Here is a 22,089-nt window from a genome sequence, read left to right as displayed (position 1 = left end):
TAAGCCGTAAGCCGTAAGCCGCAAGGGGAGAAGAACGTTGGCGAAGAAGAAGACCCCGGCCGCGCCACGGCCTCCGGGCCCCGGCTCGCGCGGCTGGCCGGGCAGGGGCGGGGGGAGCGCCGCGTATGTGGAGGCCGCCCCCGAGTGGCGGGGCACCACGGTGCAGGTGTGCGGCATGTGGCCGTTCGCGGCCGGTTCGGGGACCCCCATGGTCGGCGTGCCCCTGGGGCGCGACCTGATCTCCGGCGCGGCCGTGTGCTGCGATCCGATCTCCTGGTTCCAGCGCGCCAATCTGCTGCTCAACCCGTCCGCGTTCGTGCTCGGGAAGCCGGGACTGGGCAAGTCGACGGTGGTACGCCGCATGGCGCTCGGCCTTGCCGGGTACGGCACCTACCCCATGGTCTTCGGCGACCTCAAGCCCGACTACGCGGACCTGGTCGACGCGCTCGGCGGGCAGGTCATCACGCTGGGCCGCGGCCGGGGCTACCTCAACCCGCTCGACACCTCGATCGCCGCGGACGCCGCCGCCCGGCTGACCGGTGAGGCGAAGCGCGCGCTCATCGCCGACGCGCACGGGCGCCGGCTGAACGCCGTGTCCGCGCTGCTGACGATCTCCCGTGGCGAACCGCCGAGCGACCGGGAGGAGACGATCATCGCCGCCGCCCTGACGGTCCTCGACGACAGGCACGGTGGCACCCCCGTCATGGCCGACCTGCTGCGCGTCGTGCACGAGGCGCCGGAACTCGTCAGGTCCGTCGCCCTGGACCGGGGGAGCCTCGGCCGTTACCGGGACATCACGGAGTCGCTGGAGTCCTCTCTGACGGGTCTCCTCGGACAGGGGCGCCTCGGCGACATGTTCGCGCACCCCACCTCGGTCCCCATGCACACGGACCGGCCCGTGTGCTTCGACGTCTCCTCCATCGACGACTCCGAAGTCCTGCTTCAGGCTGCGGCGTTGCTGTCCTGCTGGACGTACGGGTTCAGTGCCGTGGCGGCTTCCCAGGCGCTCGCCGACGCCGGTCTCGAACCCCAGCGCCACTACTTCGTCATCCTCGACGAGCTGTGGCGGGTGCTGCGGGCCGGCCGAGGCCTGGTCGACCGGGTCGACGCGTTGACCCGCCTCAACCGACAGCGCGGCGTCGGCATGGCGATGATCACCCACACCATGTCCGACCTGCTCGCACTGTCCGCGGAGGAGGACCGGATGAAGGCCAAGGGCTTCGTGGAACGCGCCGGCATGGTGATCTGCGGAGGGCTTCCCGGGGCCGAGATGCCCCAGCTGAACCAGGTGGTCGCCATGTCGGGCGTCGAACAGGAAATGATCAGCGGATGGTCGACGCCACCCGCCTGGGACGCGGGCGCCGGCCGTGAGGCGCCCCCGCCGGGGCGGGGCAAGTTCCTCATCAAGGTCGGTGGCCGGCCGGGCATCCCGCTCCAGGTGGAGCTGACCCGTGCCGAACTCGCCGTCAACGACACGAACCGCAGGTGGGCCTCCACATGACGGCCACCGAGGGCAAGCGGGGGGCCGGCTCGGAGGCGGGCCCCTTCCTCTTCCTGGGGCTGGTGTTCACCGCCGCCCTCGCCGTGCTGGGCTGTTGGGGCGCCGCCCAGGCGGGGGCCGCGCTCGACGGCGGGCCCGCGCCCGCCGCCAACCCGTTCGTCTACGTCATCGGGCTGCCCGGCGGCACGTCGTCATGGCCCGGGACGTCGGCCACGATCGTCGCGGTGGGCGAGGGCATCGCGGTCCTCGCGGCCGCCGCGCTCGTCGTCCGAGCCCGCCTGAGGAGCGACTCCCGGCCCGCCATCGACCGCGCGGCCCGCCATCTGGCCCGGGGGAAGGACCTCGACAAGCTCAGCGCGAAGGGTGCCGCGGCCACCGCGGCCCGCCTGGGAACGAAGTCCGCGACACCCGGTGTGTTCATCGGGAGGACCGTGAACGGCGCACGCCCGCTGTACGGGTCCTTCGAGGACATGCACATCGACATCTGGGGTCCCCGCACCGGCAAGACCACCCGGCGGGCGATCCCCGCGATCCTCGACGCGCCCGGCTCCGTACTCGTCACCTCCAACAAGCGCGACGTCGTCGACGCCACCCGCGGACCCCGGGGCGCGAGGGGCGAGGTCTGGGTGTTCGACCCGCAGGGCCGGGCGGGGGAGCCCCCCTCGTGGTGGTGGAACCCCTTGGGGTACGTCACGGACGTCTCGCGCGCCCGGAAGCTGGCCGGCCACTTCGCGCTGGGCTCGCGCGAGCAGGGGGCCAGCACCGACGCGTTCTTCGAACCGGCCGGACAGGACCTCCTGGCGAACCTGCTCCTGGCAGCCGCCGAGTCCAAGGCCCCCATCACCCAGGTCTATCAGTGGCTGACCAAGCCGAAGGACGACACCCCCGTCCGGATCCTGCGTACACACGGCCACGAACTGCCCGCCGATTCCGTCGAAGGCGTCGTGACCGCGCCGGAGAAGCAGCGCGGCGGTATCTACGGCACCGCCATGCAGATGGCCTCCTGCCTGGTGAACCCCGCCGTCCATCCCTGGATCACGCAGGGCCGGTCCATGTCCAAACGCCGTGAGTTCGTGCCGGCGGACTTCATCGCCGAGGGCACCGGCACCCTGTACTCCCTCTCCCGGGAGGGCAAGGACTCCGCGGGTCCCCTGGTGACCGCCCTGACCGTCGCCGTCGTGGAGGCGGCCGAGGAAGCCGCGACGGTGCAGCCCGGTGGCCGGCTGACCGTCCCCCTGCTCGGCGTGCTGGACGAGGCGGCCAACGTCTGCCGATGGGCGGACCTGCCCGACCTGTACTCCCACTACGGCTCACGCGGCATCATCCTCATGACGATCCTGCAGTCCTGGGCCCAGGGGATCGAGGTCTGGGGCGAGAAGGGCATGGAGAAGCTCTGGTCGGCGGCGAACATCCGGCTCTACGGGGGCGGTGTCTCCGACACCCGCTTCCTCGGCGACCTCTCACAGCTGGCCGGGGAGTTCGAAGCCGAGACCGTGGCGGTCTCCTACCAGCCCGCGCAGTCCGGCACCGGGCTGTTCTCCAACCGCTCGACCAACCACTCCCCGCGCCGGGAACGCGTTCTGGACGTGGCCGATCTCGGCGCCATGCCGCCCGGCCGCGCCCTGGTGCTGGCCTCCGGCGCACCACCCGTCCTGGTCGCGACCATCCCGTGGTGGGAGGGCCAGTACGCCCAGGACGTACGCGCCTCGCTCAAGGAATACGACCCCGGAGCCCGCCCGTGACCGACATCTGGATGGACGCCGACGTGGCGGAGAGCGAGGAGCCGGACGGCGAGGAGCCCGTCTTCGCCTCCCTCGACGCATTCGTCACCGACCACCTCGCGCAGATGATCCGCCGCCGCATCAACGGCACCACACTGACCTGGTGCCCCGCCTGGTGGAAACACGCGGAGGCGATCTCGCGCCTGGACGCCGTGTGGCGGGCCTGGGAGCACCTGCGACTGGACGAGAACCTCGGCATGTCGACCTGGTGGCTCTACCACTGCGACCCGCACCTCAGCGCCCTGCTCGACGCGGACACCGGCCCCTTCTCCGCCTGCTCCCCCACCGACGGCCATACCGCCTACCCTCACCCCCCGCTGCCCCTGGAGCCGTCGGACCCGGCGATGTGGACCGGAACCGCGTTCCTGGCGCGCGAGGAGGGGCCGGACAGACCTTAGGTCCTGTGCAGAAACGCCAGCACCGCCAGTACGCGGCGGTTGTTCGAGCCGTCGTCCGTGATGCCCAGTTTGCCGAACAGGGACGTCGTGTATGTGCTGATCGCGCTGTCGCTGAGGAACAGGCGGGCCGCGATGGCCTGGTTGGAGAGGCCCTCGGCCATCAGGGCCAGGACCGCGTGCTCGCGTTCGGTGAGTCCGTCCAGGCGGCGGTGCGAGGAGCCGCTGGACAGGAGCTTCGCGATGACCGCCGGGTCCATGGCCGTGCCGCCGGCCGCGACCCGTTCCAGCGCGTCGATGAACTGGTCCGCGTCGAACACGCTCTCCTTCAGGAAGTAGCCGACGCCGCCCGACCCGTCGGCCAGCAGCTCGCGGGCGTACAGCTGCTCCACGTACTGGGACAGGATCAGCACCGGAAGCGCCGGCATCTCGGCGCGGGCGGCGAGGGCCGCGCGCAGGCCCTCGTCGGTTTGCGTCGGCGGCATGCGGACGTCCACCACGGCCACGTCCGGGCGGAACTCGCGCAGGGCGGCCAGCGTCTCCGGCCCGGTCGTGGCCGTACCCACCACCTCGTGGCCGTACGCCTCGATGAGACGGACCATGCCGTCCCGCAGGAGATACAGGTCCTCGGCTACAACGATGCGCATGGCACCATGATCCTCGCACGGGTCGGCCCGCCGGCCGGACTGGTGATCTCCAGGCTTGCGTCGAACACCGCGAGGCGCCGCCGCAGCCCCGCGAGCCCGCCGCCGTCCCGGACGGCCGCGCCGCCGCGCCCGTCGTCCTCCGCCTCCACGACCAGGCCCGTCTCGTCCTGGGCGAGGGTGATCCGCATCCGCGTCGCACGGGCGTGCTTGACCGCGTTCGTCAGCAGCTCGGCGATGCCGAAGTAGACGGCCGACTCGACGGGCGCGTCCGGCCGCCTCGGCACGTCCGCGACGACCTCCGTTTCGAGAGGGCTGTCCAGGGCGAGAGCGCGTACGGCGTCGACGAGGCCCCGGTCGTTGAGCACGGGCGGGTTGATCCCGTGCACCAGGTCGCGCAGCTCGGCCAGCGAGGCGGTGGCGCCCGCCCGCGCCTCGCGCATCAGCGCCCTGGCCTTGTCCGGGTCGGTCTCCAGCAGCTTCTCCACCGTCGCCAGGGACATCCCGAGCGCGACGAGCCGGGCCTGCGCCCCGTCGTGCAGATCCCGTTCGATCCGGCGGATCTCGGCGGCCTGGGCCACCGTCGCATCGGCCCGCTGCCCGGTGAGTTCGTCCACCCGGTCCGCGAGCGCCATCCGGGCGGACGGCCGCAGGAAACGGACCGCTGCCGGGGTGAGTGCCCGCCAGGCGTACGGGGAAGAGGCGACGGCCACGAGGAGGCCGAGGAGCCCGGCCGGCCTGCCCGTACCCAGACCGACGGCGCCCCACACGGCCCCCGCGGGCGGGACGCACGCCACGAGCCCCGCCGTGAACGGGGCGATCACCGTGAACCGCAGGTCGCGCCAGTTGGCCGGGTCCTTCCAGCGCAGCCGCCACCGCTGGTCCATGAGGGCGTCCCGCCGGGTGCGGTGGTAGTCGAAGCCGTTCCACCAGAAGCCCGTGGCCATGCGCGTCACCGGCGGGGCGTTCCGGTAGCCGGACGGGATCTCGGTCCTGGACCAGCGGGCGACCAGCACGCGGACCGCCCGGCACACGGGCCGCGCCAGGGCGAGCGTGCCCACGCACACCAGCACCAACGGCCCCACCCACGACCAGGGGTTCGACGCGCCCCACCCCACGCCCCATGCCACCGCGCCCGCCCACACGGCCGGGACCAGCAGTGTGACGGCGGCGACGGCGCACGCCCGTACGAACCCGATCCCTACCCCGGCCGCCCACGACCCCAGCACTCTCATCGCCCGCTGCCTCTCCGCGTCCTCCCTGATGCCCCCCACTCTGCACCGCGCGGGGGGCGCCGAGGCCGGGTCCGGGCGAGGAGTGGGTCTGGACCCACCCCGTTGTGCGCCCAGACGCATACCGCGCCGGATCGGTGATTCGTAGCGTCGTCACCATGACCACGAACACGAACCTTCAGCCCGAGGCCCTGCGCGCCCTCGCATCGGCGCGCCGGAGTGTCACGCTCTACGGCGCACTCACCGCCACCGCCCTCGGAGCGGTCGTCGTGGTGGCCGCCACCGGCCACACGGTGAACACCTTCATGTGGGTCCGCGCGGTCCTGCTGCCGGTGATCGCGTACGTACTCCTCCGCATCACGGCCGCGGCCGCCGGCGGTTCCCGCCGCGCCTTCGAGCGCGTGCGCACCTTGGCGGTGATCATGCCCATCGCCATCATCGGCGTCGACCTGATCCCGGGCGTGTGCCCGCCCTGGTACGCGGTGACGCAGACGTTGTGCATGCTGCCGGTGATCCGCGTCGCGTTCCTCACCCGAAGGACGGCCCTGGTAGGCGAACGCCCCCGAAGGCGTGGTTGACGGAAAACGACACGCCCGGTGCGGGTGACGGCCTCGCGGTCGGGCGTGCGCATGTCGGTGCTCATGCCCCGGTGATCGTCCGGTCTACGCCGATCCGGTGTCCCAGGACGGCGTCCTGTGCGAGGTGCCGACCCGGCCGGGGAGGGGAGCGGCCTGTTTCTCGCCCCACGCGTTGGTGCTTCGGTAGACGGACACGGGCCGCTTGAGGGTGAACTCGTGAAACCGCGGCGACCTGTGCTTCAAGCCCCGGCGCCCATGGCGAGGTTCGCGCCGCCCGTGCAGTCGAGGACGACGCCGGTGATGAAACCGTTCGTCGCGAGGGAGTGGATGGCCTGCGCCACATCGGCCGCGCGGCCGACCCGGCCCGCCGGGGTCGTCCTCGCGAGGCCGTCGAAGAGTTCGGCGCGCTGCGCGGCCGGGACGCGGTCCCACCACGGGGTGTCGATCACGCCGGGGGAGACGGCGTTGACGCGGAGCGGGGCCAGTTCCACCGCGAGCGGCGGGATCATCGCCTCCAGAGCGCCGTTGATCGCGGCGAGGCCGGACGTGCCCGGGAAGGCGGCGCGGGCAGAGGCGGCCGTGATCAGAGTGACGGAGCCGTGCGGGCGGTCGAGGCGGGGGAGCGCGGCCTGCAGGATGCGGACCTGGGGCCAGAACTTGGCGTCGAAGCCGGTGGCGAGGTCCGTGAGGTCCAGCTCGGTGAAGGGGCCGCTGCCCGCGGCGCCGCTGACGGCGATGACCAGGTGGTTGATGGGGCCGGACGAGGCGAAGAAGGCCGCGATGTCCTCCTGGGAGGTGGCGTCCATCCGGTGGGTGGCCGTCTTGCCGCCTATACGGGCGGCGGCCTCGTCCAGGCGGCTCTGCGAGCGCCCCGTGATGGTCACCTCCGCCCCCGTCGCGGCGAAGAGCGCGGCCGTGGCCTCGCCGATGCCGGAGCTGCCGCCCATGACGACGATGCGGGACGGAGTCTCGACGGTGCCCTCGGTGGTGGTTGCGGCGGCGGGGGTGTGGTCCGTGGTCATGGCGGTGGTCCTCCATAAGCGCTGGGCGCGGTCGTCGTTCATGTGTGGCCTTCTGTACGTGTTGACGAGACTGCCGGTCTCGATAAAGTAAGTGTTGTCGAGACTCTCGGTCTCGTCAAGTGGCTTCGGCTCAGGAACTGGGAAAGGATGTGCGCCATGGCGGACACGGAATCCGGACCGGACACGGACGCGGGCGGTGCTCGGCCCCACACGGGGCGGCGGCGCAACGAGGCGGCGCGGCGGGCGATTCTCGACGCCTCGCTGCGGCTGCTGGGGGAGGCGAAAGGTGCCCCCGTCACCGTGGAGACCATCGCGCGGGAGGCCGGTGTGGGAAAGCAGACGCTCTACCGGTGGTGGCCTTCGAAGGGGGCCGTGCTCCTGGAGGCTCTCGCGGAGCAGGCCCAGCGGGCGGTGCCCGCGCCGGACCGCGGTGGCCTGCGCGACGACCTCCGGGCCGTCGTCGCCGCAACCTTCGCGGGGGCCCAGAAGCCCCCCGTCGGACCGGCGCTGCGGACGCTGGTCAGGGAGGCGGCCCGCGACCCCCAGCTCGCCGTCCTCATGCGGGAATTCACGGAGACCCGCCGCGCCGCCCTGCGCGCGGTGCTGGAAGGCGGGCAGGAGCGCGGCGAGCTGGAGGCCGGACGCGACCTCGATCTGATGGTCGACCAGGTCTACGGCGTCTTCTGGTACCGCTTCCTGCTCGGCCACGCGCCCCTGGACGAGGAGACGGCCACGGCCCTCGCGGACTCGCTGCTCGCCTGAAGGCCGCTCGCAAGCTGTTCAGGTAAGGCGGCACGGCCGGCGCCCGGCGGTTGTCCGGGCCGTCGTCCGTGATGCCCGGCTTGCCGATGTCGGGGCGCGTACCAGAGCCGGGAACAGTACATCTTCGGAGACACCGTCAGGCTGGGCGCCTGGTCCATCGAGACCGGCGCCTTCCGTCGCTACGGGAAGGCCGGCGACGCGTGGGACTCGCTGAGCCGAGGGAGCGTGCCGGCCTGGCGCAGGCCGAGGTGGCGGCGCGTATGGGGACGGCGCGGCCCAACGTATCCCGCTTGGAGGGTCTGCCGGTACGGGAGGTCGGTCAGCGGCAGCTCCGCCGCTACCTGAGTGCGCTGGGCGCCGACCTCGTCCTGGTGGTCACGGCGTCCGCCGGGGACGAGATCGCCCTCACCGCTCCTTGAGCGCGCGCCGCGTCAGGCAGCGCCGTCCTCGCGCAGCGGCTTCGCGAAGCAGCGGCTGCTGTCGTACGTGCGGTAGTGGCCGAACTTCTCGCACGGGGCGTAGCCGCTGGAGAGGTAGAGGGCGATGGCCTCCGGCTGGCGGTCGCCGGTCTCCAGGACCATGCGGGTGCGGCCCGCGGCGCGGGCGTCCGCCTCCAGGGCGGCCAGGATGCGGCGGGCGAGGCCCTGGCCGCGGCCCTCCGGTATGACGTACATCCGCTTCAGCTCGGCGTCGCCGTCCGAGTAACCCTCGTCGTTGCGTTCCTGGGAGCGCCAGCCGCCCGTGGCGACGGGCTGGTCCGACGCGTCGTACGCGATCAGGTACAGGCCGTGGGGTGGGTCGAACATCGTGGGGTCCAGGGGTGTGACATCGCCCTCGTCGCCGTAGAGCTCGGCGTACTCGAGCTGCACGCGGTCGTTGAGTTTGACGGCATCGGGGTGATCGAAGGCCCGGACGTGGATATCCATGCGAGGCATCGTACATGTATGCGGCATCGTTGGCCGGTATCGTGCCGGAATGCTCACCGTGACCTCCGTGAATGTAAACGGACTCCGCGCCGCCGCCAAGAAGGGCTTCGTCGAGTGGCTGGCGCAGACCGACGCCGACGTGATCTGTCTCCAGGAGGTGCGCGCCGAGCCCGAGCAGCTGCCCGCGGACGTGCGCGACCCCGAGGGCTGGCACACCGTCCACGCGCCGGCCGCCGCCAAGGGCCGGGCCGGGGTCTCCCTCTACTCCCGGCGCGCCCCCGAGCGGGTGCAGATCGGTTTCGGCGGTCACGGGCCCGCCGGGTGCGAGGAGTTCGACACGAGCGGGCGGTACGTCGAGATCGACCTGCCCGGCGTCACGGTCGCGAGCCTCTACCTGCCCTCCGGCGAGGTCGGCACCGAGCGCCAGGACGAGAAGGAGCGCTTCATGGCCGCCTTCCTGCCCTACCTCGTCGGACTGAAGGCGCGAGCCGCCGCCGAGGGCCGCGAGGTCGTCGTCTGCGGCGACTGGAACATCGCCCACCAGGAGGCCGACCTCAAGAACTGGCGCGCCAACCGCAAGAGTTCCGGCTTCCTCCCCGAGGAGCGCGCGTGGCTGACCCGGGTCTTCGCGGAGGCGGCGTACGTCGACGTCGTGCGCGCCCTGCACCCGGACGTCGAAGGCCCGTACTCGTGGTGGTCGTACCGGGGGCGCGCGTTCGACAACGACACCGGCTGGCGCATCGACTACCAGGTCGCGACCCCCGGCCTCGCCGGCCGCGCGGTGAAGGCGTGGGTCGAGCGGGCGGCCACGCACGGCGAACGGTGGAGCGACCACGCGCCGGTGACGGTGGTGTACGAGCAGTAGGGGCGGGGCGCGGCGACCCCGGCCATGATCCGCCGGACAGGCCCTAAGCCTCCGGCGCCTCCGGCTTCCGCCGCAGCCGCCGGTCCAGCGCCATCGACAGTTCCGCGTCCACCACCGCGCGGGCCAGCGGCCGGAGTTGGGGCGGTTCCGGGTCCGTCTCCGCGCCGTACTCCTGGAGCACCGACACGAACAGGTCCGCCAGCGCCTCCGCGTGCGCGCGGACGTGGCGGCCCGTCGAGAGCACCGTGGCGAGCGGCACGCCTTCCCGTACCAGCTCCGCCGAGACGTCCAGCAGGCGGCGGCTGATGTGGACGATCTCCTCGCCGTCCGTCCCCAGGTAGCCCAGCTCCATCGCCAGCGCCAGGTTCTCCGGCGTGGACTCGCCCTCGAAGTAGTCCGCCAGCTGTTCGGGCGTCAGGCGGACCGGGGTCTCCTCGGACGGTTCGCCCAGGCCCAGCACCTCCGCGACATCACGGCCGCTCTCGAACGTACGGGCGAGATCGGCGATGCCGGTCAGCGTGTGGCCGCGCTCCAGGAGGCCCGTGATCGTGCGCAGGCGGGCCAGGTGGTGGTCGTCGTACCAGGCGATGCGGCCCTCGCGGCGGGGCGGCGAGATCAGGCCGCGCTCACGGTAGAAGCGCACGGTCCGCACGGGTATGCCGGCCTCCTTGGCCAGCTCCTCCATGCGGTACTCGCGACGCTCGCGTCCTTCTGCCACCCCCGCACCTTATCCGCCTCCCTGGCGAGAAAAACGCGTCCGAGCCGCAAGTTGTACCGCCGGTAACTTTCCCCGTACACCCCCTACCCATCGGTACTCCGCTGCTCTACCCTCCCAACCATGCCAGTGATTGCTGGCAGAGTCGTGTGACGTACCGCGGGAGGCGGCAGCATGGCCCAGCACGAGCATGTACGCGTGGCGGTGATCGGATCCGGATTCGGGGGCCTCGGCGCCGCGGTCCGGCTGCGACGCGAAGGCATCACCGATTTCGTGATCCTGGAGCGCGCCGGTTCCGTCGGCGGCACCTGGCGCGACAACAGCTACCCCGGCTGCGCCTGCGACGTACCGTCCCACCTCTACTCCTTCTCCTTCGCCCCCAACCCCGAGTGGCCGCGCACCTTCTCCGGGCAGGAGCACATCCGCGCCTACCTGGAGCACGTCGCCGACACCTTCGGGCTCCGCGCCCACCTGCGCCTCGACCACGAGGTGAAGCAGATGCGCTGGGACAACGACGAGCTGCACTGGGTCATCGACAGCGCCAACGGGACCACCCTCGTGGCCGACGTCGTCGTCTCCGCGACCGGACCGCTCTCCGACCCGAAGATGCCCGACATCCCGGGGCTCGCCGACTTCCCCGGCAAGGTCTTCCACTCCGCCCGCTGGGACCACGACGCCGACCTCACCGGCAAGCGCGTCGCGATGATCGGCACCGGCGCCTCCGCCATCCAGATCGTGCCCGCGATCCAGCCGAAGGTCGGCAGGCTCACCCTCTTCCAGCGCACCCCGCCCTGGGTCATGCCCCGCATGGACCGGAAGATCAGCGGCATCGAGCGCACGCTCCACCGCGCCCTGCCCGCCACCGGCACCGCCCGCCGCGGACTCCTCTGGGGCATCCGGGAGTTGCAGGTCAGCGCCTTCACCAAGCACCCCGACCAGCTCGGCCTGGTCGAGCGCATAGCGAAGTCCAACATGGCCCGTGCCATCAAGGACCCGGCCCTGCGCGCCAAGCTGACCCCCTCGTACCGCATCGGCTGCAAACGCATCCTGCTGTCGAGCACGTACTACCCCGCTCTGGCCCAGCCCAATGTCGACGTCGTCGCCTCCGGCCTCGCCGAGGTCCGCGGCAGCACGGTCGTCGCGTCCGACGGCACGGAGGCCGAGGTCGACGCGATCATCTTCGGCACCGGCTTCCACGTCACCGACATGCCGATCGCCGAACGCGTCGTCGGCGCCGAGGGGATCACACTCACCGAGTCCTGGAAGGACGGCATGCAGGCCCTGCGCGGCGCCAGCGCGGCCGGCTTCCCCAACTGGATGACGATCATCGGCCCCAACACCGGGCTCGGGAACTCCTCGATGATCCTCATGATCGAGTCCCAGCTGAACTACATGGCCGACTACCTGCGCCAGCTGGACCTCCTCGGCGGCAAGGCGGCCCTCGACGCCCGCCCCTCCGCCGTCAACACCTGGAACCGCCGCGTCCAGGACCGCATGAAGCGCACCGTCTGGAACACCGGCGGCTGCAACAGCTGGTACCTGGACGCCAACGGCCGCAACACCACCGTCTGGCCCGGCACCACCGCCGAGTTCCGCAAGGCCACCCGGACCGTCTACCTGGCCGAGTACCAGGTCCTGCGCCCGTCCGTCCCCGCCCAGCGCACCTCCGGCGACACCGTCTCCGAGGAGGCCGTCCGATGAGCCGCCCCCTGCCCGCCGCCGGCCGCCGCCCCCGGGCCGCCCGCGAACTCCTCGCCGTCTCCGCCGACGGCTCCCGGATCCACGTCGAGATCCACGGCCCGCAGGGCGCGCCCGCCGTCGTCCTCTCCCACGGCTGGACCTGCAACACCAGCTTCTGGGACGCCCAGATACGGGACCTGGCCGTCGACCACCGCGTCATCGCCTACGACCAGCGCGGCCACGGCACCTCGCCCGCCGCCGCCCGCGACGGCTACACCACCGACGCCCTCGCCGACGACCTCGAAGCGGTCCTCGCCGCGACCCTCGCCCCCGGTGAGAAGGCCGTCCTCGCCGGGCACTCCATGGGCGGTATGACCATCATGTCCGCCTCCCGCCGTCCCAAGCTGCGCGAGCACGCCGTCGCCGTCCTGCTGTGCAGCACCGGCAGCTCCCGGCTCCTCGCGGAGTCGCTCGTCGTGCCGATGCGCGCCGGAGCCGTACGCACCCGCCTCACCCGGGCCATCCTCGGCGCGCGCGCCCCGCTCGGACCGGTCACACCGGTGTCGCGACGGATACTGAAGTACGGGACGATGGGCGCCGGTTCGGCCCCCGACCGGGTCGACACCTGCGCCCGCATCGTGCACGCCTGCCCCCGCATCCCCCGGGTCGCCTGGGGGCACGTCCTCGCGGACCTCGATCTCGACGAGGGCGTACGGGAGTTGCGCGTGCCCACCGCGATCATCGCGGGCACGGAGGACCGGCTCACGCCGCCCGTCCACGCCCGCGCCCTCGCGGCGGCCCTGCCCGACTGCCTCGGCCTCACCGAGCTGACGGGCATGGGGCACATGACGCCCGTGGAGGCGCCGGAGGTGGTCACGGCGAAGATACGGGAACTGGTGACCGCCTACCTCCCCGCGCTGCCGGACCGGAACACACGGGGTACGACAGACGTCGGACACGTGGAGGAGAAGACCCAGGGCAAGGAGGAGGTCGCATGAGCGGCACGGGAAATCTCGAAGGACAGGTCGTCGTCGTCACCGGCGCGGCACGCGGCGTCGGCGAACTCCTCGCCCGCAAGCTCTCCGCGCGGGGCGCGATCCTCGCCCTCGTCGGCCTCGAACCCGACGAGCTGAAGAAGGTCTCCGCACGCCTCCACGGCGAGAGCGACCACTGGCACGCCGACGTCACCGACCACGAGGCCATGGCCCGCGTCGCGAGGGACGTCAAGGCGCGCTTCGGCAAGGTCGACATCGTCGTCGCCAACGCGGGCGTCGCCACCGGCGGCCCCCTCGTGGACTCCGACCCCGTCGCCTGGCGCCGGGTCATCGAGGTCAACCTCATCGGCGGCGCGGTGACCGCTCGCGCCTTCCTGCCCGTCCTCATGGAGAGCCGGGGCTACTTCCTCCAGATCGCGTCCCTCGCCGCGATGACCCCGGCCCCGATGATGAGCGCCTACTGCGCGTCCAAGTCGGGCGTCGAGGCGTTCGCGCACAGCCTGCGCGCCGAAGTCGGCTACAAGGGCGTGAAGGTCGGCGTCGGCTACCTCTCCTGGACCGACACCGACATGGTGCGCGGCGCCGACGAGGACGACGTCATGCGCGACCTCCGCAAGCGGCTCCCGTGGCCCACGAACCGCACCTACCCCCTCGGCCCCGCCGTCGACCGCATCGTCGCCGGCATCGAGCGCCGCTCCGCCCACGTCTACGCCCAGTGGTGGCTGCGCGGCATGCAGTCCGTACGCGGCTACCTGCCGACCCTCATCGGCGTCGTCGGCCAGCGCGAGATGCGCCGCTTCGGCCCGCTCATGGAGGGCCGGAGCAGGGGCCTCGTGGGCGCCGGAGGCGCCGCCGACCAGGACGAACGGGCGGCGCGTACGCAGCGTGAGTGATCGACATGCGGAGCGTGGCCGGCCGTGTGAATCTGGTCGAGGCCCCACCGGGGCCGAACCCCCACGCATCACATAGGAGTGAACAGCATGGCGATCGCCGACCAGTTCAAGGACAAGGCCAAGAACCTCGCCGGCCAGGCGCAGGACCAGGCGAAGGACCGCAAGGGCCAGGGCCAGGGCCGGGCCAAGGACGCGACCCAGCAGGGCCGCGACCGCGCGAAGGGCACCGCCCAGCGCGCCCAGGACGAGGCGAGCGAGCGCTTCGACCGCTAACGGTCGTGCGGTGACGCCGCGGGGCGCGCCCGGATTCTTCCGGGCGCGCCCCTTCTGCTGCCCGGGAGGCCGCCCGGCGGCCCTGACGGCCGTCCTCGCCGCAGCCTCAGCCGGCGAGGGACGTCGCCCCCGCGAACCTCTCCCGGGTCACCCCGCTTTGCCCTCGTGGGCCTGGAATCCGGCGCTGCCGGCCGTGTATCCAGGAAGAGTCGCCATTCTCAGCTGCTACGGAGCGGGCCTTGAGTGATCACGAGAACCTGGAGAAGTCCACCGGCTCCCGCCGGGCACCCGCCGCGAAGCAGGCGGGCGCCCCGCAGGCGCAGCAGGAGGGACTGTGGGCCCTGCAGGCCACGGCCGGAAACGCCGCCATCGTCCAGATGCTCCGAGAGGCCGGCCATCCCTGGGTCCAGCCGCGGCCCGAGCGACACCAGCACGGTCCCGGCTGCGGCCACCAGGCCGCTCGGCAGGCCGGAACCACGGAAACGGCGCCCGTGCAGCGGTCCACCGTTCACGAGGTGCTCCGCACCCCCGGCAGGGCCATGGACGACGCGACCCGCACCGACATGGAGGCCCGGCTGGGCGCGGACTTCTCGGACGTGCGCATCCACGACGGTTCCGCGGCCGCGGCCTCGGCGGCCGAGGTCGGTGCCCGCGCCTACACGTCCGGCAACCATGTCGTCATCGGCGCCGGCGGCACCGACAGGCACACCCTCGCCCACGAGTTGACCCACGTCATCCAGCAACGCCAGGGGCCCGTCGCCGGCACCGACAACGGCTCCGGGCTCAGGGTCTCCGACCCGGCGGACCGTTTCGAGCGCGAGGCGGAAGCCAACGCGAAGCGCGCCCTTGCCCGGACGCCTCGGGCCCACGCCCCCGAAAGCATGCCGGCGACGTCCGCTCAGGACGCGTCCCCGGTTCACGGCCGGCCCCACCTGCAACGAGTCAAGACGAAGGAAGTGCCGGCCGCGGCGACGAAGCGGGCCATGAACAAGATGACGTCGGACTGGACGCAGACGCCCTACGCCGGCGGGAAATGGCCCGACACCGTCGAGAACAGCGCCAAGCGCCGCATGGACACCGATGAGCAGGCTCTGCGCCACGTCGCGCGGCAGTTCTTCAACAGCGGAAGGGCCTACATCGAGGACGACGGGAACCAGGAGACCCAGGTCATGTGGGTCGGCGGCGGGATTCTCGTCGCCTGCAACGACAACAGCACGGCTGCCCAGATCCTGAGCACCCTCGAGACGAGAACGCTCGCCGATGTCATGCGGGACTCGCACGGGACAGGAGGCGACGCAAGAGCCCAGAGGTCGGCGGACTACATGACCAACCTCGGTGAGGGGAACGGCCGGGACGGCGCGGTCAACGCCTTCATGGCCGCTGCCATGGCCGTGCAGGACGGCGTACTGGCCGCTCAGACGGCGACGGAGGCCGCGGCGACGATCGGGGCCGGGCACATGGACGGGAAGATCGTCTTCATCCGTTCCGGCTTCGAAGAACTCCACGCGGAGCAGAAGCTGGTGCTGGCCCTGCTTCAGTCCGGCTCGACCGGTGCGGCGATGATCGCCGGCAAGAAGAGGCCGTGCACCTCGTGCTTCCTCTCCTTGTCGATCGCGAAGGACAAGAAGCTCCCCCAGCTGACCTTCCAGACGAAGCCCGGCGGCTACTGGGCAACCGCGAACGCCGGACTCACGAAAATCGCCAACGCGGCAGGGGTGAAGGACGAGCAGGAGCTCGACGAGCTGATCCAGAAGTACGGGCCGGCGACTGTTCGCCGCACCGGCCCGGAAGGGAGCCAGCAGTACGGATCCGACTCCGAGGAGTCCGACGTCGAGATGGCCGGGTAGGCACTGCTTCTCGGATCATGTCCGGAGCCGGATGACGAGTGCCGCGAGCGTGACGGTGCCGAGGTGGATACAGCCCTACCTCAACACCCGTCCCACGTCAGGAGATCCGGGAAACAGGGCCTACAACCCCGGGCGGGTCAGCACCTCTTCGTCGATCCGATGCCGTCGAGGTTCCCCTCGTAGATCCAACCGCTGATCTCGTCGCCGGTGAACCGGTTGTAGGCCCGGACGTGGTCCCAGATGTTCGCGGCGCTGTTGATGGTGTAGCAGTGCAGGTAGACGTCGTAGTTCCAGTCGGCCCTGCCCACCACGCCGCAGCCCTCATTCGGGCCCGTCCTGATCGGCGCTCCGTCGAGCAGCTCGTAGCGGACCTGGTCGACACCCGCGTCTTTGTTGGACCAGCTCGGGTGCGTACAGGTGTCCGCGCCCTGGGCGCCCGCCGTCGCGGCGGGCGCGGTGACGATTCCCATACCCATGAACAGAACGGACAGACCGGCCGCGGCAAGCCGGCGCGAAGTCGCACTCATTCCAAACTCCTCAAAGTTCCCTGTCGGTGGTTTTCTCGCAGTCGAGGACGAATCGCCCGAACCCGACGGGCGCACCTTTGTCGACTCGTCGGAGTACGCTGCCATCAACAGGCTTTCAAGAGAATCGACTTGAGGAAGATCTGAGCTTCGGCACTGCATTCGCAAATAGTTGCTGCAAAGGGTATTGACACTTCTCCGGCCGGTGATGCTTGATGTGACGCACGCGGCGGCCGGCAGTACGGCAACTGTCGTGCTCATAAGCGGAGTTGCACTCTCCGCCCGTCATGGCCGACCGTCGTTCCGCACACCTCTGTATACAACCCCCTGGAGGTCCACATGCGCCTTTCCGGAAAGGCACTGTTCGCCGCGGGTGCCGCATCGGCATTGATGCTGCTGACCCCGTCCGTCGCATCCGCCGCCTACTACGGCTCGGAAACGGACTACGCGAGCAGCTCGTACCCCGCGGATGTCGACCAGCACTGGGAGTACCAGGACATCACCGGGGCCGCCGTCTCCTTCACGGGTCTGGGCGACTGGTTCAAGGTGCACGACACGAAGGCGGACGGCTACGCCGCGGTCGTGGAGTGGCGTGACGTCGACGGATCGCGAACCGGGGCCTGCGTCAGCAAGCTCGGCGCGGGGACTTCAGGGGGGTGCAACAAGAACTTCACCGAAGGCCACGAAATCCAGTTCCGTGCCGCGTTGTACGACAGCGGGAACTTTGTCCGGGCTTCATCCGCGTGGTCACACAGCTTCGCCTGACACGCTCCGCCCGAATACGGGACGGCTTGCCTGCCGCCATCATGACAGTCGAACGGGTGGGATGATTCCGGCCCTTCCGACTTGTCGCACGTAGCGTTTCAGCAATCACACATCTCGGAGAAAGCGACTCGCACCGAAATTTCTGGGTGCGAAGCGAGTTGTCGGACTCTATTCATGCCCGCGGTGGGAACGTTCCTGACCTCGTGGTGGGATTGGGTAGCAGTCCGGCATTCGCCACCGACCAGTCCGTCTTCTTCTGGAAGGGCGACTACGTCGTTGGCGGGCTGAAGGGCATCGACAACGAAGGCCGTCGAGCTCACTCAGCCCGGCCGGGAGAGGGGACTGATGCAGTCGGTGGCCTTCCTCGCCGCGCACGACGTGATCGGGCGCCTCGGCAGAACCCATCTCGTTTCGTCCGTAGCGGCCCTGAGGGCGCTCGTCCGCCGTGCGGCCCGGTCAGCAACCCTGCGGGCCCACACACCGGGCCTCAGCAGTGCTCACGTGGCGGTCAGGCGGCGTGCCGGCGCTGGTTGTCACGTCCGTTGCACTCCCAGAGCACGATCCGGGAACCGCTCGCGCCCCCGAAGAGATCCAGGCACTTGCCGGTGGACGCGGACACCAGCTCCTTGCCGGAAAGGCCGATGCGCTGCGCCGAGGACCGGTCGCAGCCGGCCAGGACGACCGGAGTGCGGTCCCCGGTCCCGGTGACGGCCGCGCAGAATCCCCCCGGCATGAGCCTGCGTCAGGCGCCCTTGACCGCCTCGATGAACGGCGCCCAGGCGGTGGCGTTGACGACGAGGGCGGGCCCGTCGGGGCGCTTGGAGTCGCGGACGGGGACGAGGCCGGGGTGGCCGTCGGCGACTTCGAGGCAGTCGCCGCCGCTGCTGTTGCTGTAGCTGCTCTTGCGCCACAGGGCGTACCCCTCGGCGACTTCGAGGCAGTCGCCGCCGCTCGTGTTGCTGTAGCTGCTCTTACGCCAGGTTGCGGCGGTCAAGTCGTACTGGTTGCGCACCATTTCGGTATTCCTCTGCCGCAGCCTCGATCGTGGCCAGGGACGCCCCCAGCGGCTCGGCGGCGGCCCTCAGGAGATCGTACGATCTCCGGTACTGCTTCACGAGGCCCGGATCGTCGACCGTTTGGCCGTGGTGCTGGCCCTCCATGTACACGAGCGGCGGCGCGTCCGCGAAGTCCAGTACCAGGATGTTGCTCTGCATGAGGGTGTGCGGGCCCGAATTCCACGGAATGATCTGGACAAAGATCCGGCCGCGCTTGATGAGAGCGGTGATGTGGTCGAGTTGTTCGGCCATCTTTTCCGGCGGGAGGATGGCGTTCCACAGCAGAGCCTCGGGAAGAATCACCCAGTACTCGGGGGTGTGGGGGTTGTCCTCGAAGATCTGTGCCCGTGCCAGCCGTGCTTTGACCTTCTCGTCGGTCTCCTCCGGGAGCTCCCGCAACCGTTCGACGCCGATCACAGTGCGCGCGTACGCCTCCGTCTGGAGCAGCCCGGGAATGACGGTGGGCGACCACTGCTCGATCGTCAGCGCCTGCTTCTCCGCCTCCAGCACGCGCGCGAAGTACTCCGCGTGGCCTCTGCGTCGAGCCTCCTGCACGTCTTCACAACGCCGAACGAAAAAGTCCGTACCCAGCTTGCGGTCCACATGCGCCGCGAGGTCCAGGGGCATGCCCCGGCCGCCGTGCTCGATCGCGCTGAGCAGGGCGATTCCGTAGTAGCTGCCCTCCGCCAGCTTTTCCAGGGTCAGGCCCGCCGCCTCTCTGCGGTAACGCAGCTCCTTCCCGTAGAACTGCGGTACCCCCGCCGAACCGTCAATGTCCTTCGCCACCGCCGACCGCCTTTCACACCTCGCTCTGTGGAGCGGAATCGGCTTCCACGGTAGAGGTCCATGCGGCAGCGTGTGAGGCGTTCGTCACAGCAAGCAACCGAAAGGTGGACGGCCCTCATGGACCACGCCCCGTACGACATCGGCCCGGAGATCGACGCATTGCGCACGGCGCTCAAGGCCAACGGCATCACCCTGCCGTCATTGGGAGTTGACCCGCTGACGCTCGCATGGGCGAGCCGGCCGCCGCTCGTCGCGCTGGGTAACTGCAACACGGAGACGGCCCGCCGGCTGGTCGAGGTGCTGCAGAGGGCGGCCGGCGGATGAACGGCCTGCCGCTGACATGGGAGTTCCTGGCGGTCCCGCAGGCCGTGCCTGAGGTGCGTCGGATACTGCGGGAGCGGTTCGACGGCGAGGACGCGGGCGATCTCCTGCTGTGCGCCTGCGAGTTGCTGGCGAACGTCATCACGCATGTGGGGGAGCGCACGCCGGTGTCGCTCCGGGTGAGCGCGACGCCCTCGGGGCGCGTACGGGTAGCGGTGAGCGACCCCGCAGCGGCGGTGTGGCCGGTGCTCCAGGAGACCGGCCCGGAGGGCACGTCGGGCCGGGGCCTCCACCTGCTGGACGCGCTCGCCCTGCGGTGGGGCGTCGAGCAGGCCCCGTACCGGAAGACGGTGTGGTGCGAACTGCGGGCGCCGGGAAGCCGGGCGGGCCTTCGGCCCGGCGGGGCGGGGGCAGCGTCGTCACTGGCGGGAGGACGCCCGTGAGGCAGGTCATGGCCCTGCTGAGCACAGTGACGAGCGGACCGGCGAGGAGAGCCGATGAAACACTCCGAGTGGAGGACCCGCAGGACCAGGAGACTCCTGGGGGAGACGGTCGAGGAGTCCTTCGCCTACACCGAAGCCGGGTATGCCTTCGCCCTCGGCCAAGCCGTTTACGACCGGCGCAGGGCACTCGGCATCTCGCAGGCGGAACTGGCACGTCGTGCCGAAATGACCCAGCCGCAGACCTCCGACATCGAGGGTGGGGACTCGGTGCCGACCGCGACCGTGACCGGCTCCGAGGCGTCGCCGGGCTCGCGCATCAGTCCGTTGGCTGCGCAGCCCTGGTCCAGCGGGCGCCCAGGCAGCGGAGCGGCTGCGGCCCTTGCTGAACCGGCCCCACGGCCTTCTGCGGTGCGAGAACATCGTCTTGCTTGGGGAGGTGCCCGGCGCCGGGCACCGCGACCTGCTGGCCTGGCCGCACTGGGTGCTGAAGAACCTCTACGGACCGGTCGGGGTGATGTTCGGCAAGTTCTACGCGGGAGAAGTGGAAGTCACCGACGCCGGACACCGCATCCCGGCCGCCCCCGCCTCGTTCCTCCCCGTGAGGGCAGCCGTTCGCCGCCGCGACCCCCGCTTCCTGAGCGCGACACCCGATCTCGCCACCGCACTCGCCGGGGCCGACGACGACGGACGCGACGTGTTCGCGCACCTCCCCACCCAGCGGAAGGACATCCGCACATGGGCCAGGATCCACTTCCCCCCACGGAAGCCGTCGCCCTCCTCACCGGACACACCGGCGACCCCACCGCGATCCAGCTCCTGAGCGACCGGCGCGGCTCCCGGGCCTGGAAGGTCCAGGGCCCCGGAGGAGCGGTCGCTGTGAAGGCCAACAACCCCGACGCCGACAACGCCCACGAGAAGGCCGCAGAGATGGCCCAGGAGGACGACCACCTGCTCCGACTCACAGCTGCAGGGGCCCTCAGCCCTGACTACCGGGTGGACGCCGGGACGTGGGAGGGCGGCCGGTGGCTGGCCGTCAACTGGATCGACGGCGCACCCCTGTGGCGAGCCCTCGTCCCGGCCCGCAGCACGGAAGGAGACCGCGCCACGGTCCGGCCGTGGCTCACGGGCATCGCCCGCAGCTGGACGGAGCACCTCTCCCGGATGCACGCCGCCGGATGGACTCACGCCGACGTCCAGCCCACCAACACCCTCGTCACGAACGGCGGCCAGGCGACGGTCATCGACTACGCCCTCGCCTGCGGCCCCGAGGACCGCCGCTCCGTTCCGTACCGGGGAGCCCTCACCCACACCACCGCCCCGGAGATCGCCACCGCGATCCTCTCCACCCCCGCCGACACCCATATCCAGGCACACCCGGCCGCTGACATCTGGAGCCTGGGCGCCTCCCTGTTCTGGTGCTGGACCGGCCATCGACCCGTCCTCTACGACGAAACCACCGACCGCCCGGAGAAGCTGGCCGCCATCGCCAAGGGCACCACCACCGCACTGCGCGATGTCCGCCCCTGGCCATTCCCCGCGTTCGAGGACACGATCACCGCGTGCCTGGCCCCCGACCCGTCCGACCGGCCCACCGCGAAGCAACTGACCACCGCGTGGTGACCTTGCGCGCCCTGCGCCCCGACGACGCGCGTGCCCTCACCCGCGTCTACAGCGGCGCCTCCATCCGGCACACCACCGGCAAACCTCTTACGCTCGACCAGGCCCACGAGAAGATCCGCGCCGCCCTTGCCCGAGCCGTCGAGAACCCGCGCGCACAGTGGAGCTGGGGCATCCTCACCGCAGACGAGGTGATCGGCCTGATCTCGCTGCGGCGACGAACCCCCACCTTGGGCACCATCAGTTACATCCTCCGCGATGACACCTGGGGCCGCGGCTATGCCACCCAGGCCGTGCACCAGGTCGTCTCCGTCGCCTTCACCGCTGCCGGCCTCAACCGGCTGGAGGCCATGCACCACCCCGACAACCCCGCCTCCGGCCGCGTCCTGGCCAAAGCCGGGTTCGTCCGCATCGGCACGTCCGACCGGCAGACCGACAACGGATCCGTCCCCTACGAGCTGTACGCCTT

Annotated in this window: 26 protein-coding genes and 1 pseudogene; 18 read left to right on the top strand and 9 right to left on the bottom strand. The window is 71.0% G+C overall.

What is annotated here, in order from left to right; genetic code table 11:
* Nucleotides 1-37 precede the first annotated feature (37 nt).
* From ACLQ2N_RS17380 to ACLQ2N_RS17370, 3 genes are read left to right on the top strand one after another with little or no spacing between them, the layout of a single operon-like run.
* On the top strand, nt 38-1,501 hold the full coding sequence (locus ACLQ2N_RS17380) for an ATP/GTP-binding protein (protein WP_425813884.1): 1,464 nt from the start codon (nt 38-40) through the stop codon (nt 1,499-1,501).
* On the top strand, nt 1,498-3,243 hold the full coding sequence (locus ACLQ2N_RS17375) for a type IV secretory system conjugative DNA transfer family protein (protein WP_425813882.1): 1,746 nt from the start codon (nt 1,498-1,500) through the stop codon (nt 3,241-3,243). The genes ACLQ2N_RS17380 and ACLQ2N_RS17375 overlap by 4 nt, the downstream gene beginning before the upstream one ends.
* Entirely contained in the window at nt 3,240-3,680 is a 441-nt protein-coding gene (locus tag ACLQ2N_RS17370; RefSeq protein WP_425813880.1) for a DUF4913 domain-containing protein, read from the top strand. The genes ACLQ2N_RS17375 and ACLQ2N_RS17370 overlap by 4 nt, the downstream gene beginning before the upstream one ends.
* Here the strand turns inward: ACLQ2N_RS17370 and ACLQ2N_RS17365 are convergent.
* Nucleotides 3,677-4,324 carry a LuxR C-terminal-related transcriptional regulator gene (locus ACLQ2N_RS17365; RefSeq protein WP_425813878.1) on the bottom strand — a complete coding sequence of 216 codons (648 nt, stop codon included), beginning with the start codon at nt 4,322-4,324 and terminating at the stop codon, nt 3,677-3,679. The genes ACLQ2N_RS17370 and ACLQ2N_RS17365 overlap by 4 nt on opposite strands.
* A complete protein-coding gene (locus tag ACLQ2N_RS17360) occupies nt 4,309-5,556 on the bottom strand; it encodes a sensor histidine kinase (RefSeq protein ID WP_425813876.1) in 1,248 nt (415 codons plus the stop codon). The genes ACLQ2N_RS17365 and ACLQ2N_RS17360 overlap by 16 nt, the downstream gene beginning before the upstream one ends.
* A gap of 155 nt (nt 5,557-5,711) precedes the next feature.
* Between ACLQ2N_RS17360 and ACLQ2N_RS17355 the strand changes: the two genes are divergently transcribed.
* The gene (locus ACLQ2N_RS17355; protein WP_425813874.1) at nt 5,712-6,131 is read left to right on the top strand and encodes a hypothetical protein; all 420 of its coding nucleotides are present in this window, start codon (nt 5,712-5,714) and stop codon (nt 6,129-6,131) included.
* A 239-nt stretch (nt 6,132-6,370) separates the two neighbouring features.
* Here the strand turns inward: ACLQ2N_RS17355 and ACLQ2N_RS17350 are convergent, their stop codons facing one another.
* Nucleotides 6,371-7,195 (bottom strand): SDR family oxidoreductase, encoded by an 825-nt coding sequence (locus ACLQ2N_RS17350; RefSeq protein ID WP_425813872.1) that lies wholly within the window; start codon nt 7,193-7,195, stop codon nt 6,371-6,373.
* Between the two features lie 114 nt (nt 7,196-7,309).
* Between ACLQ2N_RS17350 and ACLQ2N_RS17345 the strand changes: the two genes are divergently transcribed.
* Together ACLQ2N_RS17345 and ACLQ2N_RS17340 are read left to right on the top strand one after the other, a co-directional pair.
* Entirely contained in the window at nt 7,310-7,915 is a 606-nt protein-coding gene (locus ACLQ2N_RS17345; protein ID WP_425813870.1) for a TetR/AcrR family transcriptional regulator, read from the top strand.
* A 71-nt stretch (nt 7,916-7,986) separates the two neighbouring features.
* Nucleotides 7,987-8,334 (top strand): XRE family transcriptional regulator, encoded by a 348-nt coding sequence (locus ACLQ2N_RS17340; protein ID WP_425814213.1) that lies wholly within the window; start codon nt 7,987-7,989, stop codon nt 8,332-8,334.
* Nucleotides 8,335-8,346: 12 nt separating this feature from the next.
* Here ACLQ2N_RS17340 and ACLQ2N_RS17335 read toward each other — a convergent pair whose 3' ends face one another.
* Complete coding sequence (locus ACLQ2N_RS17335; protein WP_425813868.1) at nt 8,347-8,841, bottom strand: GNAT family N-acetyltransferase; 495 nt, start codon at nt 8,839-8,841, stop codon at nt 8,347-8,349.
* A 49-nt stretch (nt 8,842-8,890) separates the two neighbouring features.
* Here ACLQ2N_RS17335 and ACLQ2N_RS17330 point away from each other — a divergent pair, with 49 nt between their 5' ends.
* A complete protein-coding gene (locus ACLQ2N_RS17330; RefSeq protein ID WP_425813866.1) occupies nt 8,891-9,706 on the top strand; it encodes an exodeoxyribonuclease III in 816 nt (271 codons plus the stop codon).
* Between the two features lie 43 nt (nt 9,707-9,749).
* On the opposite strand, the gene ACLQ2N_RS17325 is transcribed toward ACLQ2N_RS17330, so the two are convergent.
* Nucleotides 9,750-10,391, bottom strand: coding sequence for a MerR family transcriptional regulator (locus ACLQ2N_RS17325; protein ID WP_425814211.1), 642 nt, complete (start codon nt 10,389-10,391; stop codon nt 9,750-9,752).
* Nucleotides 10,392-10,595: 204 nt separating this feature from the next.
* On the opposite strand from ACLQ2N_RS17325, the gene ACLQ2N_RS17320 reads away from it, so the two are divergent.
* The 5 genes from ACLQ2N_RS17320 to ACLQ2N_RS17300 all read left to right on the top strand — a co-directional run bounded on the left by ACLQ2N_RS17320 (nt 10,596) and on the right by ACLQ2N_RS17300 (nt 16,109).
* Nucleotides 10,596-12,122: a flavin-containing monooxygenase gene (locus tag ACLQ2N_RS17320; protein ID WP_425813864.1), complete on the top strand. Its 1,527-nt coding sequence runs from the start codon at nt 10,596-10,598 to the stop codon at nt 12,120-12,122.
* Entirely contained in the window at nt 12,119-13,099 is a 981-nt protein-coding gene (locus ACLQ2N_RS17315; RefSeq protein WP_425813862.1) for an alpha/beta fold hydrolase, read from the top strand. The genes ACLQ2N_RS17320 and ACLQ2N_RS17315 overlap by 4 nt, the downstream gene beginning before the upstream one ends.
* Entirely contained in the window at nt 13,096-13,989 is an 894-nt protein-coding gene (locus ACLQ2N_RS17310; RefSeq protein ID WP_425813860.1) for an SDR family oxidoreductase, read from the top strand. The genes ACLQ2N_RS17315 and ACLQ2N_RS17310 overlap by 4 nt, the downstream gene beginning before the upstream one ends.
* A gap of 87 nt (nt 13,990-14,076) precedes the next feature.
* Nucleotides 14,077-14,262 carry a hypothetical protein gene (locus ACLQ2N_RS17305; RefSeq protein ID WP_425813858.1) on the top strand — a complete coding sequence of 62 codons (186 nt, stop codon included), beginning with the start codon at nt 14,077-14,079 and terminating at the stop codon, nt 14,260-14,262.
* Nucleotides 14,263-14,501: 239 nt separating this feature from the next.
* Complete coding sequence (locus ACLQ2N_RS17300) at nt 14,502-16,109, top strand: DUF4157 domain-containing protein (protein ID WP_425813856.1); 1,608 nt, start codon at nt 14,502-14,504, stop codon at nt 16,107-16,109.
* A 137-nt stretch (nt 16,110-16,246) separates the two neighbouring features.
* Here ACLQ2N_RS17300 and ACLQ2N_RS17295 read toward each other — a convergent pair whose 3' ends face one another.
* Complete coding sequence (locus tag ACLQ2N_RS17295) at nt 16,247-16,636, bottom strand: SH3 domain-containing protein (protein WP_425813854.1); 390 nt, start codon at nt 16,634-16,636, stop codon at nt 16,247-16,249.
* A 336-nt stretch (nt 16,637-16,972) separates the two neighbouring features.
* Here ACLQ2N_RS17295 and ACLQ2N_RS17290 point away from each other — a divergent pair, with 336 nt between their 5' ends.
* Complete coding sequence (locus ACLQ2N_RS17290; RefSeq protein ID WP_425813852.1) at nt 16,973-17,398, top strand: hypothetical protein; 426 nt, start codon at nt 16,973-16,975, stop codon at nt 17,396-17,398.
* Between the two features lie 508 nt (nt 17,399-17,906).
* On the opposite strand, the gene ACLQ2N_RS17285 is transcribed toward ACLQ2N_RS17290, so the two are convergent.
* Genes ACLQ2N_RS17285 through ACLQ2N_RS17275 form a run of 3 tightly spaced genes read right to left on the bottom strand, consistent with a single transcriptional unit; the run spans nt 17,907 to nt 19,239 of the window.
* On the bottom strand, nt 17,907-18,131 hold the full coding sequence (locus tag ACLQ2N_RS17285) for an RICIN domain-containing protein (RefSeq protein WP_425813850.1): 225 nt from the start codon (nt 18,129-18,131) through the stop codon (nt 17,907-17,909).
* Nucleotides 18,132-18,140: 9 nt separating this feature from the next.
* Nucleotides 18,141-18,413: a DUF397 domain-containing protein gene (locus tag ACLQ2N_RS17280; protein WP_425813848.1), complete on the bottom strand. Its 273-nt coding sequence runs from the start codon at nt 18,411-18,413 to the stop codon at nt 18,141-18,143.
* Entirely contained in the window at nt 18,370-19,239 is an 870-nt protein-coding gene (locus ACLQ2N_RS17275; RefSeq protein ID WP_425813846.1) for a helix-turn-helix domain-containing protein, read from the bottom strand. Before ACLQ2N_RS17275 ends, ACLQ2N_RS17280 begins: the two co-directional genes overlap by 44 nt.
* A 117-nt stretch (nt 19,240-19,356) precedes the next feature.
* On the opposite strand from ACLQ2N_RS17275, the gene ACLQ2N_RS17270 reads away from it, so the two are divergent.
* From ACLQ2N_RS17270 to ACLQ2N_RS17250, 5 genes and pseudogenes are all read left to right on the top strand, one after another.
* Nucleotides 19,357-19,563: a hypothetical protein gene (locus ACLQ2N_RS17270; RefSeq protein WP_425813844.1), complete on the top strand. Its 207-nt coding sequence runs from the start codon at nt 19,357-19,359 to the stop codon at nt 19,561-19,563.
* Nucleotides 19,560-20,003, top strand: coding sequence for an ATP-binding protein (locus ACLQ2N_RS17265; RefSeq protein WP_425813842.1), 444 nt, complete (start codon nt 19,560-19,562; stop codon nt 20,001-20,003). The genes ACLQ2N_RS17270 and ACLQ2N_RS17265 overlap by 4 nt, the downstream gene beginning before the upstream one ends.
* Before the next feature lie 424 nt (nt 20,004-20,427).
* Complete coding sequence (locus tag ACLQ2N_RS17260; RefSeq protein WP_425813840.1) at nt 20,428-20,823, top strand: hypothetical protein; 396 nt, start codon at nt 20,428-20,430, stop codon at nt 20,821-20,823.
* The gene (locus ACLQ2N_RS17255; protein ID WP_425813838.1) at nt 20,739-21,623 is read left to right on the top strand and encodes a protein kinase domain-containing protein; all 885 of its coding nucleotides are present in this window, start codon (nt 20,739-20,741) and stop codon (nt 21,621-21,623) included. The genes ACLQ2N_RS17260 and ACLQ2N_RS17255 overlap by 85 nt, the downstream gene beginning before the upstream one ends.
* Nucleotides 21,563-21,967 (top strand): annotated as a pseudogene (locus ACLQ2N_RS17250) (GNAT family N-acetyltransferase); the annotation flags it as partial. The gene ACLQ2N_RS17255 and the pseudogene ACLQ2N_RS17250, both read left to right, overlap by 61 nt.
* Nucleotides 21,968-22,089: the final 122 nt, after the last annotated feature.

Origin of the sequence: Streptomyces sp. DT224 (assembly GCF_049844595.1) — a bacterium.
GTDB lineage: Bacteria > Actinomycetota > Actinomycetes > Streptomycetales > Streptomycetaceae > Streptomyces.
Note: the sequence above shows the minus strand (reverse complement) of the source record. Positions and strands in the feature narration are given on the sequence as shown.